This window comes from Polynucleobacter necessarius, assembly GCF_900095175.1.
Classification (GTDB): Bacteria; Pseudomonadota; Gammaproteobacteria; order Burkholderiales; family Burkholderiaceae; genus Polynucleobacter; species Polynucleobacter necessarius_I.
Map to the genome: position 1 here is coordinate 1296693 of NZ_LT606946.1, position 14756 is coordinate 1311448.

A 14756-nucleotide genomic window follows, 5' to 3' on the forward strand; every position below is an offset into this window, starting at 1 on the left:
AAGCTTGCAAGGAAAAGATACCAAATTAATTAACTTAAATGGCCAAACATTAATGCCGGGCTTAGTTGAACCCCATGTGCACATTATAGGAACGGCATTCTCAGAAGAGATTTTTCTAAATCTATCCAACTTCACAATGCCCCATGACACCCTGGATAGCTTGGTAGCAAAACTGACTGCATATAGTAAAAACTTTAAAGACGGTGAGTGGGTCAATGCATTTGGAGTTGATCCATCCAGAACCGATCCTTTTATGTCCGAACTAACAGCGGATATCTTAGATAGAGTATCGACGACGAAACCCGTATTTGTATTAAATCAAAGCTTACATATTGCCTATGCCAATCACAAAGCATTGGAAATGGCTGGACTCAATGATTCAAGCCCCAACCCCAAGGGCGGCACGCTTTTAAAAGATAGCAAGGGACGCCTAACGGGTGTGGTCTATGAAGTTCCAGCTTTCGAATTATTTCTAAGCAAGATGCCTTTGCCTACTCAAGAAGTTATTGAGCAAGCTGTGGCTAAGGTTGGTCAAAGACTGGTTAGCAAGGGCGTCACCCCTTCAGCAGAAATTACTGTTAGCAGTTATCTTGGGGTTGATAAAGAATATGCTCTATTCAACACCATGACGCGCAATGGTAAGTTGCCTGTCAGGGTTAGGGGTTATATGTACTCAAGCGCATACCCAACCTCGAATAAGAGCTATAAGCCAGGGCAAGGTGATGACACGTTTAAATTAATCGGTGTCAAAATTGTGGCTGATGGCTCCAATCAAGGCTTGACCGGTGCGATGATCAAGCCATACGACTATCCAGCTGGGACAAGCAATACAGGTACCCTCAACTTTACGGAGCAGGAACTCTACGATCTAGCTAAACCAGGGTTTGATGAGGGCTGGCAAATCTCGGTTCACTCAAATGGCGACAAATCAATTGAACAGACTTTGAATGTTTTTTCTAAGTTAGTCAAAAAAACCATCTGATGCCAAATCAAGATTAAGAATTGAGCATTTCACAGTACCAACCTGAGACGCAAATTGATAAAGCAGCAAAGCTTGGGGTTGTTCCTGGTTTTACCATTGGGCACACCGACTATTGGGGCGAGGCGTTTCATAATCATCTAATAGGGGCAGAAAGAGCTGATCGAATTGATCCTAGCGCAACTATGATTAAAAAAGGTATGCATTTTGCGTACCATAGCGATTCCCCAGTCTCACCAATTCACCCCCTCAAGTACGCTTCCGAAGGCGCATCTCGACTATGGCAAGTTGCACCACAAAAGGTATTAAATCCAAGCCAAAAGGTGTCTATTAATAATGCTTTAAAAGCCATCACAATTGATGTCGCCTATCAACTAAAGATGGATGACAAGATTGGATCGGTTGAAGTGGGCAAATATGCTGACTTCGTCATCGTGAATCAGAATCCGATGAAAACGGACGCATACAAAATTAGAGATATTGAAGTTAATGAAACCTGGGTTAATGGAAAACAGGTATTTAAGAAGCAGTAAACATTTTTATATCTGCCCCATAAGAAAGGCCACCCCAAGGTGGCTTTTCTTTATCTGCAATTAATATCCTACCCTTGGCACCCTGGCCTTAAAACTTCTTCGCAAAACTGTATTGCGCAAATGCCTGTTCTGCGACATTAAACCACTGCACTTCCATGTTTCTGAATACGCGGTAATCTTCAAAGATCTTCTTGAACTGAGGGTTCTTAGCCGATTCTTCAGCATAGGTTTCTTGGCTAGCCTTGAAGCAGGCATCCATAACTGAGGTGTTGAACTTGCGTAATACTGCACCACCTTGAACCAGGCGTTGCAACGCTGGTGGATTCAAAGCATCGTACTTGGCACACATATCAGTGTGAGCCTCAAAACAGGCTGCTTGCCATGCAGCTTGGTATGCAGGCGGCAATGAATCCCACTGCTTTTTATTCACTAGGAATGAAAGGCTAGCCGCACCCTCCCAGAATGCGAGGTAGTAATAATTTTTAGCAACCTTAGCTAAGCCCAACTTCTCATCATCATAGGGACCCACAAATTCTGCAGCATCAATCGTACCTTTTTCTAATGCTGAATAAATTTCGCCAGCAGGCAACTGCTGTGGCACCACACCTAACTTCGCAAGCACTTGGCCCGCAAATCCAGCGATACGGAACTTGAGCCCCTTGAGATCTTCTGGTGATTTAATTTCTTTGCGGAACCAGCCACCCATCTGAGTACCAGTTTGCCCACCCAAGAAGTTGACGACGTTATAGCTAGCGTAGAGCTCGCGCATCAGCTTCATGCCATTACCATGCAACATCCAAGCAGATTGCTGGCGCGCCGTCATGCCAAATGGTGCTGCAGTATCAAAGATAAAAGCGCTGTTCTTACCTATGTAGTAATAGCTGGCAGTATGGCCACACAGTAATAGCTGGCAGTATGGCCACACTCCACCGTACCATTTTGAACCGCATCCAATACTTGCAGGACTGGAACCACCTCACCCGCAGCGAACACTTTGACATTGAACTTGCTATCAGTTGCTTTGCGCAAGGCGTTGGCAAATACTTCCGGCGCACCAATTAAAGTATCTAATGATTTAGGAAAACTTGAGACCAAACGCCAATTCAAGGTTGGCAAACTCTGTACAATAGACGGGGCAGCTAATGCGGCTGCACCCGCACCAATAGTTGCCTTCTTTAAAAAGGAACGTCTTTGCATCTTCTTCTCCATAATATTTTTACTTTATAAGGTTGTTTCGTATTTTTATTTACCGCCAACAGTCATTGATCCAATTAAGATGGAGCCCGTTTCTTTGGTTCCACGAATCAGTGAATCACTACCAATCATCTGAATATCCATCAGCATATCGCGCAAGTTGCTCGCAATCGTAATTCCCTCAACCGGGTGCTGGATCTCACCGTTCTCTACCCAATAACCAAAAGCGCCGCGAGAGTAATCGCCGGTGACGTAGTTCACGCCTTGGCCCATGAGCTCAGTAACTAAGAGGCCCGTGCCCATTGCCTTTAAGAGTGCAGGCAATCCACCTTTAGGTGTCTTGCGACTTTGCAATGTCAGGTGATGGGAGCCACCAGCATTACCAGTAGTTTTCATGCCGAGTTTTCTGGCGGAGTAAGTGGACAAGAAATAACCTTGTAAGACACCCATATCAACCACTGTTCTCGCTTTAGTTTTCACACCTTCTTCGTCAAAGGGTGCACTACCTGTCATCGATTTTAGGTGCGGGTTTTCAAAGAGGCTGACGTGCTTTGGTAATACTTGTTTACCCAGACTATCCAACAAAAAACTCGAGCGACGATATAGAGCACCACCAGAAACGGCCTGCACCAAACCACCTAAAAGTCCAGCCGCTAAGGGCGCCTCAAAAATAACGGGGCAACGGCGGGTCGTTAGTGATCTTGCCTTAAGGCGTGAAAGTGCACGCTCTGCCGCGTACTTACCAATCGCAGCTGGGTCAGCCAATTCTTCTGGGATACGCGAACTGGAATACCAATCATCTCTTTGCATCAGTGACTTCTTGCCGCCCTCATTTGCAATTGGTGCACATGAAATGTAGTGACGAGAGAATGGATAGCCACCCATAAATCCATGGCTAGTCCCCATCATGAAATGCGCATGATGTGCAGATACCGAAGCCCCATCGCTATTTTGAATTTGCTTGCTCACTGCAAAAGCAGCGCCTTCAGCAGCACGCGCAATATCAATTGCGGTTGCCGAATCCAAGTCCCATGGATGAAATAAATCGAGATTCAGAGGATGATTTTCGAGAAGTTCTTTTTCAGCAGGGCCAGCACACAAATCTTCCGCCGTATGTTGGGCGATATGGTACGCAGCCTCAACCGTAGCCTTTAAAGACTCCTTGGTGAAATCACTGGTACTAGCATTGCCACGGCGATGGCCCAGGAAGACCGTTGCCCCAACCTGCTTATCCAAGCTTTGCTCAATGGTCTCAACCTCACCCTTGCGGACGGTAACTGAAAGACCCTGCCCTTCGGATACCTCTGCCACCGCATCTGAGGCACCCCGCCTTTTGGCTTCCGTGAGCATGAAATCAATGATTTCTTGAAACTGATTTGATGAGTATGTAAACATGTCCTAATAATAGCTAGAATAGAAACATGAAGCATACTGAAGCCTGGAAACGATCCTCCCCTGACGAAATCAAAATTGGCCTAATCTCGATCTCTGACAGAGCGAGTAAAGGGATATACACGGATGAAGGGGTTCCCGCCCTCCGAAGCTGGCTAGAAAGCGCCCTCAGCACACCCTATATCTTTCATGAACGCCTAATTGCCGATGAGCGAGAAGTAATCACTGAAACCATCGTGGAGCTCACCGATGATCTTGGCTGTGATTTAGTCCTCACCACAGGCGGCACAGGCCCTTCTCGGAGGGATGTAACCCCTGAAGCCACTATGGATGCCGGAACCCGGGAAATGCCCGGATTTGGCGAGCAAATGCGTCAAATTAGCCTACGCTTTGTACCTACGGCGATTTTGTCCCAGCAAACCGCTGTTTTGCGAGAAATCGAAGGGCATACCGCCCTCGTCATCAACTTACCAGGTCAACCCAAATCCATCAAAGAGACGCTCGAAGGACTGAAAGACGCTGAAGGCAAGTCCGTTGTGCAGGGTATTTTTGCCTCAGTACCCTACTGCATTGAGCTGTTTGGCGGTCCCATTATCCAAACTCATGAATCGGTCATTAAAGTCTATAGACCCAAAAGTGCCGTCAAGAAGTAAGGCATCCTCTTGGTTGAATAAAAAAGGGTCTAGTAATAAGACCCTTTTTACATCGCTCATACCAAGAAGCCGAATTACTCCGGTAAAGGCACGATGAATTTTTCTCGGTAGTACTTGAGCTCTTCAATAGACTCTTCGATATCCGCCAAGGCGGTATGAGCCTGCTTCTTGGTGAAGCCCTTTACCAACTCCGGATGCCAGCGCTTGCAAAGTTCCTTGAGGGTAGAGACATCGATATTTCGATAATGAAAGAATGCCTCTAGTTTTGGCATGTACTTCGCCATAAAACGGCGATCCTGACCAATCGTATTGCCACACATTGGCGCAATTCCAGGTTTGATGTATTTCTTCAGAAAAGCGATGCATTCTGCTTCAGCGGCCGCTTCATCCATAGTTGATGCCCTGACCTTATCAATCAGTCCAGAACGTCCGTGGGTGCCCTTATTCCAAGCATCCATGGCATCCAATAGGGCATCATCTTGATGAATCACCCAAACAGGGGCGGTGGCAATGGTGTTGAGATGCGCATCGGTGACAATCACGGCGATTTCCAAAATACGCTCTTTTTCAGGGTCTAGGCCGGACATCTCCGTATCCACCCAAATCAGGTGTTCACTGGGTGACGCTGTCTTAACTGCTGGGATAACTATTTTTTCACTCATATCTATAATCATCTCATGACATTCACAATTGTTTTTCTAATCGCCTTCATCGCCAGCTTTGGTCTACGCCACTGGTTATCCCAACGCCAAATTCGTCACGTCGCCCTTAACCGCGATGTGGTACCCGCCGAGTTTGCCTCTCAGATCTCCCTGGCCGAACATCAAAAAGCGGCCGACTACACCATCGCTAAATTACGCCTCGGTATTTTTGAAAACGGTGTCAGCGCAATTATCTTGATCAGCTTCACACTCTTGGGTGGTCTGCAAATTTTAAATCTATCCCTTCTGCAACTATTGGGGGAAGGCATTGCGCAGCAAATGGCTTTACTTATATCCATCGTCATCATCTCCGGAATTATTGATCTACCCTTTTCCTGGTACAAACAGTTTTATCTGGAAGAACGCTTTGGCTTTAATCGCATGAACGCCAAACTATTCTTTAGCGATATGTTCAAAGGTCTAGGGGTTGGTGGTGCAACTGGTGTTCCCCTCCTCTGGGTCATTCTGAGTTTGATGGCTCAAGCAGGAGACCTTTGGTGGCTCTGGGCCTGGGGTGTTCTTACTGCCTTCAGTTTATTAATGCAGTGGGTATTTCCGACCTTTATCGCACCGATCTTTAATAAGTTCGAAGTACTAGAAGAAGGCGCACTCAAAGCACAAATCGAAGCCCTACTAAAACGTTGTGACTTTGCAAGCCAAGGTCTATTTGTAATGGATGGCAGCAAACGTAGTGCACACGGAAATGCATTTTTTGCCGGCATGGGTAAAGCAAAGCGCATTGTCTTTTTTGATACCTTGATTGAGAAACTCAATCCAGGCGAAGTAGAGGCAGTACTGGCTCATGAACTCGGTCACTACAAGTGCAACCATATTCGCAAACGCCTACTGGTTTCTTTTGCCTTGAGTTTTGTCACTCTTGCACTACTAGGCTGGGTCAGCACTCAGCCATGGTTCTACAGCGACCTTGGTGTGATGCCCAATCCGAATGGGTATAACGGCGGCTTGGCTTTAGCGCTCTTTATGCTGGTATCACCAGTATTTAGCTTCTTCCTCACCCCGCTATCTAGTTTGGCATCACGTAAACATGAATACGAAGCAGATGGTTTTGCTGCAGATAAATCCTCTGCAAATGATTTGATCTCTGCCCTGGTCAAGCTCTATCAAGACAATGCTTCGACTTTGACGCCCGATCCGATCTACACCGCTTTTTATAGCTCGCATCCTCCCGCACCATTGCGCATTGCCAATCTCAAACGATTCAACCAAGCTACCTAGAATTGATGGAGTTAATGGAACAATTTCATGCGCTATTGACTGCCTCCTATGGAAGACATTATTTAGCGCAGCGCTTAGTAAAAGATGAGTGCGGCAATGAATCCCCTATCGGTGAATTAATTCAGGTAAGCACACCAGCAAAGCAGCACATCGGCGCGGTAGGTGATCGCATGTTATTGGAGATGACTTCAGCCGATCAAGCGCGCATTATTCGCATCGAGCCACGAGAAAACTTACTCTATCGATCCGATGCCTTTAAAAGCAAACTCATTGCCTCAAATGTTGATCAAATATTGGTGGTGCTAGCTACACAACCCGCATTCTCTCCTGACCTACTAGGAAGAGCGGTTGTTGCTGCTGAGACTAATCAAATTGGTTTACATATTCTGCTCAACAAATGTGATCTCAAAGATAATTTAGAGCATGCCCGCAAAATCATTGCGCCCTATGCGCGTATGGGCTACCCCGTAACAGAGGTATCTGCCAAGTTTGATGAAGCCTCTATTGAAGCGTTGCACCCGGCTATCTGCGGCAAGGTGTCCGTGTTTGTAGGTCAATCCGGTATGGGTAAATCTAGTCTCCTCAATGCCTGGGTTCCCAATGCAGCAGCGATTACTCAAGAGTATTCAGTTCGTTTAGATACCGGTAAACACACCACAACAGCTTGCCGCTACTTTGAGTTGCCTGAGGCTTGGGGACGTAATGCTAACGGTAAATTGGGCGCTTTGATTGATTCTCCAGGTTTTCAAGAATTTGGCTTAGCCCACATGTCGGCGAGTGAACTAGAGCATGCCTTTAGGGAGTTTCATGATCTGCTCGGCAAGTGCCGCTTTCATAACTGCGCACACCAATCCGAGCCAGATTGTGCAATACGAGAAGCAGTCGACAGAAATGAAATAGCGCCAGAAAGACTGGCGCTATTTAGACAATTGCGTTCTGACTCAAAAACCGCTGATACGCAGATTCAGGGGATTAGCCAAGCCAAAGAGCGATGGTCAGCATTAGCAATAAAGCCATCCAAGCAATAACCAAACGCCATACTAAGCCAATTGCAGATCGCATCGTGCGCTCATTCGGCTCAAGACCTACTTCGTAAACAACAGACTCACCTGCTTCAGCCATACGTAAAGCCTCATCGCTATCAGGCTCGCTCATAGGCTCACCAAGTCGCACCCCTAAAGCACCACCGCCTGATGCCAAGATCACTGCTGACAAGGAGTCAGACCATTTGCCAGTCAAGTGGCGCCATGCATACACAGCGCCTTCGAAGTTGCCAACAATCGCAAAGCCCATTGCTGTGATGCGAGCTGGCACCCAATCCAATACGTAGAAAAAATGACGAGCGGCTTCGCTGAGATTGAAATCACCTTTTTCTGACCAACGCTGGGCAGCTGTATCAGCCAAGCGATACAAGACCACGCCTGCTGGCCCCATTGGCATTAAGAACCAGAACAGCACACCAAATACATGGTGATGTGCGCCAATAATGGCACGCTCTAGCGCAAGTGAAATGACTTCAGTCTCGGTGAGATTGGAAGTATCTAATTCGGGGCCGTACCACTCCCCCAAGGCTGCACGTGCTGCCGGCAAATCATGATTTGCAATTGCCTCATGAACCAGCGTAAAGGAGTGGCTAAATTGGCGGAAGCCAAAAAATAAATAGGCAATGATTACGTTCCACACAAATCCCAAAATTGGGAAGGTCACCATAAACACAACATAAATAATGAAGACCAAGAATGTTGGTAGTATGAATGCAACTAGGCAGGCCATACGAGCACCAACCGGGCTTGCACCCTCCTCAGTCTTGCCGCCGAATTCGCCAGCAACCCAATCCAACCAGCGAGCACTCATGCGGACACTCCAATGGCTCGAAGTTACTGGTCGGTATTGCTCAGCAATGAGGGCGAAAAGAATAGAAAAGAAAGTCATACTTTTAATAAATGATAAAGGTTACGCAACATTCCAGCAGTAGCACCCCAGATAAAACGATTTTCATAGAGCATTGAATAAAACCGACGACTACCCTGATCACTCTCCCAGATCCGCACTTGATGATTTGCGGGATCCATTAAAAAATGTAAAGGCACTTCAAACACATCTGCTACTTCAAAAGCATCTAAGACATATTCTGCCTGAGGTTTTACAAATCCAACAACTGGCGTCACACTATAGCCCGAAACCGTTAAATACTGAGGTAAATGGCCGATGATCTCCACTGCAGCTCGATCAAGCCCGATTTCTTCTTCACTCTCCCGCAAAGCAGTGTCATGAGGGTCAGCATCACCCGGGTCCATGCGACCGCCTGGAAAGCTAATTTGACCAGCATGATCATGTAAATGATCGGTTCTCTGGGTTAGCAAAACAGATAAGCCTTCACTCCTCAGCAACAAAGGAATTAAAACTGCTGCCTGAGTAATCTTCCCAGCCGCCTGACGCTTGGCAATAATATCGGCAGCAATCACCTGGCGATTTTCATCGGTAATCTCTGGATGCCAAACTGGGGGGCTCTGAAAGCGACTTTTCAAAGCCAAAGGATCCAGAACATGCTGGGCTACCTTAGCCTGATCGTGACACACCTCATGAATCGGAATAGCCTGCGCATCAAAACCCAGTGGAGCTGCGGCACTCAATCTTTGATCTTGGGGTTTGGACTTTTGTGTCATTCGCTTATTTTAGGGGAATAAAAAAGGCGGCCTAGGCCGCCTTCTTTTTGGATTAAAGCAAACCTTATTCCGCTGCTGTCTCAGCAACTGCTTTAACTTTGCGTGCAGGAAGTTTTTCTTTAATACGTGCAGACTTACCTGAACGATCACGCAAGTAGTACAACTTCGCGCGGCGCACATCACCGCGACGCTTAACTTCAATGCTAGCGATCAATGGTGAGTAAGTTTGGAATGTACGCTCTACACCTTCGCCAGATGAAATCTTGCGAACGATAAAGCTGGAATTGAGTCCGCGATTGCGCTTAGCAATCACAACGCCTTCAAAGGCCTGGGTACGCTTACGTGTACCTTCAACTACGTTTACACCAACAACTACTGTGTCGCCAGGAGCGAAAGTAGGAAGTACTTTGTTAGCACTTAAGCGAGCAATTTCTTCTTGCTCAATTTTTTCGATCAAATTCATTATTAATCCTTAAACATCTTGTCAGCGTTTAATCCCGAGATTTTCATCAACGGACCAGACAGAGGATGCAGTTAAAACCATTTCACTAAATCAAAACACGAACACTTCATTCAAAACCATAATCACTTACAGCGTTCGAAGAAATTGCTCATCTTCTTTACTTAGCAACCCATTTGCTCTTGCTGATTTAATTAAATCAGATCTAAGCTTGAACGTCAGCTCTAAAGACTTCTGCCGACGCCAATCCGCTATTTTAGCGTGATGTCCGCCCAAAAGCACGTCTGGAACAGCTAAATTTTCATATATTTCAGGGCGGGTGTAGTGCGGATAGTCCAAAAGGCCATTAATAAAGCTATCTTGGACTGCAGATTCTCCATCCCCCAAGGCTCCTGGAATGAGGCGAATTACCGCATCCATCATGGTCATAGCGGGTAATTCACCACCAGAAACCACAAAATCACCCATCGAAAGCTGTAAATCGACATTTCGATCAATAAAACGCTGGTCAACAACCTCATATCGACCGCAAATAAAAGTTAAATTGCCGTAATTGAGGATATCTGTTGCTATCTTCTGAGAAAAGACCTCACCTTGAGGTGCCAGTAGGCAAATGGGACCAGATTGAATGTTTTGCGCCTGATGAGCTGCTTTAACAGCAGATATCGTGTCTTCCAATGGTTTTGCCATCATGACCATACCGGGACCGCCGCCATAGGCACGATCATCCACAGTCTTGCGGGGATCAGAACAATAATCCCGAGGATTCCAGAGATTGACCTTAGTGAGACCTTGCTCACAGGCGCGCCCAGTGATGCCCCACTGCGTTAAGGCAGAGAACATTTCAGGAAATAAGGTGACTACATCAAAGCGCATATTGGAAATGAAAGATCAGTTACTTTTTTGAGCCCACTACCAGTCAAGCTGCCAATCTAGAGTAATGAGTCTATTAGCTAAGTCAACGTTTTGCACCACTTCTTTTACGAAAGGCACCAACTGTTTTACTGTTTTAGCTTCTGGATCGCCAAGAGCAATGATTCCATGCGCCCCGTTATCGTTGACGTCAATCACCTCACCCAGACTCTCGCCTTGAAGATTAATTGCTTTACAGCCGATCAGATCAACCCAGTAATAACTATCACTTTCTACCTTCGGAAATACTTCACGTGCAACTAATATGCGAGCACCTTTTAAAGCCTCGGCCTGATCACGATCAGTGATGCCATCTAAGGCAATCACTACGGTACCGCTATGCATCTTGGCCTGTTTTACTTTGTATAGCTTTAATGAAGCTTGCTCATGAGACGCAGCAACACCCGCACTCCGACGGGGAATGAGAGATAACCAAAGTTCTTTGCTAGATAAGAGGGCTACGGGATCGGCGGAATGAGGGCGAACCTTAATCTGACCTTGTAAGCCTTGAGCATCTTGAACTGCGCCGAGCTCAATCAAATCATCTAGGGAAAGTGTATTCATATTGAAGCTACCTCAACTCCCCAAATAACACTACCAGTAAATTCTGCTACCAAAGACTTCATCATTAAGAGAAAGTCTTTGGATTTGAAGTCTTTAGACTGCAGGATTGTTTTTGATCAAACGAACTACTGTTGGAGAGATCTGCGCGCCAACACCAGTCCAATAGGTCAAACGATCTTGAGCAATACGCATTGCTTGCTCACTCGCTGCTGCCTGTGGATTGAAGTAACCAATACGCTCGATAAAGCTCGAGTCGCGACGATTGCGCTTGTCTGTAGCCACGATGCTATAAAAAGGGCGCTTCTTTGAACCGCCGCGTGCCAGTCGAATGACGACCATACTTATTCCTTAAAGTCTAAAATGAAAACAGGTTGATTACAACCCAATGAAATTACTACAAAATCTTGGGCTCCAACTAACTGAGCAAATTAACAAAACAAATGCACGGTATAGCGGAAAATCTCATATTCTAGACGAAAACCCCTACTTGATCCACCTATTTAAGCGGGCACCCTTTTAGCTTCAACAGTAGAATAGATTGCAATCAAACCTAAAATAATTATTAAAAACAATCACTTACAGAAATATCGAGATGAAAACTGCCATTTTTAGACCCTCCAGAGGCCCTATAAAGCGCTTTTTTCTCATTCTTTCCTGCCTCAGCTTAGGTTTTTTGACTGCTTGCGCCAACGTGATTCCACCCTGCACCGCCAAAATTAGTCCTCCCAGCACTGAATTCCGAAACACCAAATGGGAGCTAGTTCGCTGGAATCTAGCGCCCAATGCCAGAGGCGAGGTGCGTGCCAGACAAATCCCTCAGGGTGACAATAGCAACCCAATCCAAATTATCTTTGACGCTAATGGTGAACGTGTGAGTGGGTCTACAGGATGCAATCGATTTACCGCTCGCATTACTGAAGATGCCAGAGGCTTCACACTTGATCAAATAGCAACTACAAAGATGGCCTGCACACCACAACGCATGGAGCTAGAGAATGACTTTCTCTATGAATTAAATGATTACCGCTCGATTGTGCGCAATGGCGATCAACTATTGATGATTGGCGCGGATCGTCAAGTCTTAAGCTTTATGCAAAAAAGTAGTTCGCCAAAATAAAATATCTCATTATTGAAATTAAAGTTCATCACTGAAAGTTTGAATGAAAAAATACAAACTCCTATTCTGCTCGCTCGGGTTATTTTTTCCCGGGACCGGCTTGAACTGTTTTTATTTGCAAGGACTTAAATCCTTCTGGGGCTGGGCTCAACTATTTTCATTTATTGGTGGAATTGCTGGTTGGCTCATCCTTAAAGACTCGCAATTTAATTCTGCGCCTGGATGGATTCTCATCACTTTTGGCTTTATCAGCTTCGAAGCGAGCTGGCTAACCACCATCGCCTATGGTTTGCGCGCTGATGAAAAGTGGGATGCAGAATTCAATCCAAACATAGATCCGAGCAAAGCCACCAAATCAGGCTGGCCAGTCGTATTAACTGTAATCTTTTCTTTAGTATTTGGCGCAGGTGTAATGATGACCTTCCTCGCCATTGCCTTTGAGCAATTCTTTATTTCGCAGCTTCAGGAAGCAAAAAAGCTATCCCAGTAATACGGATAGCTTTTAGAATGGCGGTGACAGTTTTTTAAATCCTAAAATTGCTCCGCTGTCAGCGCATTAGTGGAATGACCGCTCTCTAGAATCGAGGTTGCTAGAGCTTGAGATTGTGGCAATAGATTTTCCGCAAAGAAGCGAGCCGTAGCAATCTTGGCATCATAGAAACTAGGGTCACCCGCACGCAACTCTTGGGCAGCGAGTAAGGCGCGCGCCATTTGCCATGCGCCCAATACCAAGCCGCATAAACGTAAATAAGCAAAGCTACCGGCGTACACAGCCTTAACATCTGTCTTTGCATTTGCCACAATAAACTCAACAGCAGATTCAAAAGCAATACGTGCCGCGGTTAATTGCTGCAGCACTGCCTTTGCATCGGCAGTACCGCTGCTTGCGAGATCTTTTTCAGTTTGCTGAATTTTTTCAGAGAATAGTTTTGCAGTTGCGCCACCATCACGCACCGTTTTTCTACCAATCAGATCATTTGCCTGAATAGCTGTAGTGCCCTCATAGATTGTCAGAATACGAGCATCACGGTAGTGCTGCGCCGCACCCGTCTCCTCAATAAAACCCATACCGCCATGCACTTGCACACCGAGGCTAGCTACCTCAATCGACATTTCAGTTGAGAAGCTTTTCACAATCGGCACCAGAAATTCATAAACCGCCTGACTCTGCTTGCGAGCGGCTTCATCAGGGGATGCATGTTGGGCATCATATGCAGCCGCAGCGTAATAAGCCAAGGCTCTAGATGCCTCAATATAGCCGCGCATAGTCATCAGCATCCGCTTTACATCTGGCTGATGAATAATTGCTACAGGGCCTGGAGAGCCGGCTAGATCGCGACTCTGCACTCGGTCTTTTGCATACTGCACCGCCTTTTGATATGCACGCTCTGCAACCGCAATACCCTGCATACCAACTGCAAACCGAGCTGCATTCATCATTACGAACATGTATTCCAGGCCGCGATTTTCTTCGCCTACTAAATATCCAGTTGCGCCACCATGATCGCCAAACTGTAAAACTGCAGTTGGGCTAGCCTTGATGCCAAGCTTGTGTTCAATCGAGACACAGTGAACATCATTACGCTCACCAAGTGAGCCATCTGCATTCACTAAGAACTTTGGCACCACAAATATAGAAATGCCTTTAACGCCTTCTGGCGCATCTGGCGTTCTAGCTAATACGAGATGGGCAATATTCTTTGCCATGTCGTGCTCACCATAGGTGATATAGATCTTGGTGCCAGAAATTTTGTATGTGCCATCAGCTTGGGGCATAGCACGAGCACGCACCATTGATAGATCAGAGCCAGCTTGAGGCTCTGTGAGACACATGGATCCAGTCCACTCTCCAGAAATCATCTTAGGCACATAGCGCTCTTGCAACTCAGGGCTTGCTGCAGTTAACAAAGCCTCAATTGCACCATCGGTCAGCATTGGGCACAAAGCAAACGATAAGCTAGCTGAATGAACCATCTCAAAACAAGCTGTTGCAATGAGCTTTGGTAAACCTTGACCACCGAACTCTGCAGGATGAACAACGCCCTGCCAACCTGCTGCAGCAAATTGCTCAAAAGCATCTTTAAAGCCAGGTGTAGTTGTAACGATGCCGCCCTTTAAAGAGCTAGGATTTTGATCACCAGCCCAATTAAGGGGGGCTACAACGTCTTGATTGAATTTGGCAGACTCCTCCAAAATTGCTGGTGCTAAATCGACATCAGCTCCAGCCTCAGCATAGGAAGGGTAAGAAACAACCTGAGATAGCCCCGCTAGTTCGTTCATCACAAATAGCATGTCTTTTACTGGGGCTACATACGGCATAAGTATTCCTATGGATTAGGCCTAAAGATA

At 46.2% G+C, this 14756-nt stretch carries 16 protein-coding genes and 1 pseudogene; 7 read left to right on the forward strand and 10 right to left on the reverse strand.

Annotated features, from left to right (window positions below):
- Positions 1-4 precede the first annotated feature (4 nt).
- On the forward strand, positions 5-982 hold the full coding sequence (locus DXE44_RS11035; protein ID WP_114653708.1) for an amidohydrolase: 978 nt from the start codon (positions 5-7) through the stop codon (positions 980-982).
- Between the two features lie 20 nt (positions 983-1002).
- Complete coding sequence (locus DXE44_RS11040) at positions 1003-1512, forward strand: amidohydrolase family protein (RefSeq protein WP_114653710.1); 510 nt, start codon at positions 1003-1005, stop codon at positions 1510-1512.
- Positions 1513-1600: 88 nt separating this feature from the next.
- Here DXE44_RS11040 and DXE44_RS06785 read toward each other — a convergent pair.
- Positions 1601-2709, reverse strand: a pseudogene (locus DXE44_RS06785) (TRAP transporter substrate-binding protein).
- A gap of 45 nt (positions 2710-2754) precedes the next feature.
- Entirely contained in the window at positions 2755-4101 is a 1347-nt protein-coding gene (gene pmbA, locus DXE44_RS06790; RefSeq protein WP_114653712.1) for a metalloprotease PmbA, read from the reverse strand.
- Between the two features lie 26 nt (positions 4102-4127).
- Between pmbA and mog the strand changes: the two genes are divergently transcribed.
- Positions 4128-4751 carry a molybdopterin adenylyltransferase gene (gene mog, locus DXE44_RS06795; RefSeq protein ID WP_114653714.1) on the forward strand — a complete coding sequence of 208 codons (624 nt, stop codon included), beginning with the start codon at positions 4128-4130 and terminating at the stop codon, positions 4749-4751.
- 74 nt (positions 4752-4825) lie between these two features.
- Here the strand turns inward: mog and orn are convergent, their stop codons facing one another.
- Positions 4826-5413, reverse strand: coding sequence for an oligoribonuclease (orn, locus tag DXE44_RS06800; RefSeq protein ID WP_114654383.1), 588 nt, complete (start codon positions 5411-5413; stop codon positions 4826-4828).
- Positions 5414-5428: 15 nt separating this feature from the next.
- Here orn and DXE44_RS06805 point away from each other — a divergent pair, with 15 nt between their 5' ends.
- Together DXE44_RS06805 and rsgA are read left to right on the forward strand one after the other, a co-directional pair.
- Positions 5429-6688, forward strand: a complete 1260-nt coding sequence (locus DXE44_RS06805) for a M48 family metallopeptidase (protein WP_114653716.1) — start codon at positions 5429-5431, stop codon at positions 6686-6688.
- Between the two features lie 14 nt (positions 6689-6702).
- On the forward strand, positions 6703-7716 hold the full coding sequence (gene rsgA, locus DXE44_RS06810) for a ribosome small subunit-dependent GTPase A (RefSeq protein WP_114653718.1): 1014 nt from the start codon (positions 6703-6705) through the stop codon (positions 7714-7716).
- Here rsgA and DXE44_RS06815 read toward each other — a convergent pair.
- The 6 genes from DXE44_RS06815 to rpsP form a co-directional block, all read right to left on the reverse strand.
- The gene (locus DXE44_RS06815; protein WP_114653720.1) at positions 7661-8620 is read right to left on the reverse strand and encodes a CobD/CbiB family protein; all 960 of its coding nucleotides are present in this window, start codon (positions 8618-8620) and stop codon (positions 7661-7663) included. The genes rsgA and DXE44_RS06815 overlap by 56 nt on opposite strands.
- The gene (locus tag DXE44_RS06820; protein WP_114653722.1) at positions 8617-9354 is read right to left on the reverse strand and encodes a CoA pyrophosphatase; all 738 of its coding nucleotides are present in this window, start codon (positions 9352-9354) and stop codon (positions 8617-8619) included. The genes DXE44_RS06815 and DXE44_RS06820 overlap by 4 nt, the downstream gene beginning before the upstream one ends.
- Before the next feature lie 64 nt (positions 9355-9418).
- Positions 9419-9817 carry a 50S ribosomal protein L19 gene (gene rplS, locus DXE44_RS06825; protein WP_114653724.1) on the reverse strand — a complete coding sequence of 133 codons (399 nt, stop codon included), beginning with the start codon at positions 9815-9817 and terminating at the stop codon, positions 9419-9421.
- 126 nt (positions 9818-9943) lie between these two features.
- Complete coding sequence (trmD, locus tag DXE44_RS06830; protein ID WP_114653726.1) at positions 9944-10690, reverse strand: tRNA (guanosine(37)-N1)-methyltransferase TrmD; 747 nt, start codon at positions 10688-10690, stop codon at positions 9944-9946.
- 36 nt (positions 10691-10726) lie between these two features.
- On the reverse strand, positions 10727-11290 hold the full coding sequence (rimM, locus tag DXE44_RS06835; protein WP_114653728.1) for a ribosome maturation factor RimM: 564 nt from the start codon (positions 11288-11290) through the stop codon (positions 10727-10729).
- A gap of 93 nt (positions 11291-11383) precedes the next feature.
- Positions 11384-11629, reverse strand: a complete 246-nt coding sequence (gene rpsP, locus DXE44_RS06840) for a 30S ribosomal protein S16 (RefSeq protein ID WP_114653730.1) — start codon at positions 11627-11629, stop codon at positions 11384-11386.
- A 253-nt stretch (positions 11630-11882) separates the two neighbouring features.
- Between rpsP and DXE44_RS06845 the strand changes: the two genes are divergently transcribed.
- Positions 11883-12407: an META domain-containing protein gene (locus tag DXE44_RS06845; RefSeq protein WP_231970607.1), complete on the forward strand. Its 525-nt coding sequence runs from the start codon at positions 11883-11885 to the stop codon at positions 12405-12407.
- A gap of 100 nt (positions 12408-12507) precedes the next feature.
- Positions 12508-12897: a hypothetical protein gene (locus DXE44_RS06850; protein ID WP_231970608.1), complete on the forward strand. Its 390-nt coding sequence runs from the start codon at positions 12508-12510 to the stop codon at positions 12895-12897.
- A 41-nt stretch (positions 12898-12938) separates the two neighbouring features.
- Here DXE44_RS06850 and DXE44_RS06855 read toward each other — a convergent pair whose 3' ends face one another.
- Complete coding sequence (locus DXE44_RS06855) at positions 12939-14726, reverse strand: acyl-CoA dehydrogenase (protein WP_114653734.1); 1788 nt, start codon at positions 14724-14726, stop codon at positions 12939-12941.
- Positions 14727-14756 lie beyond the last annotated feature (30 nt).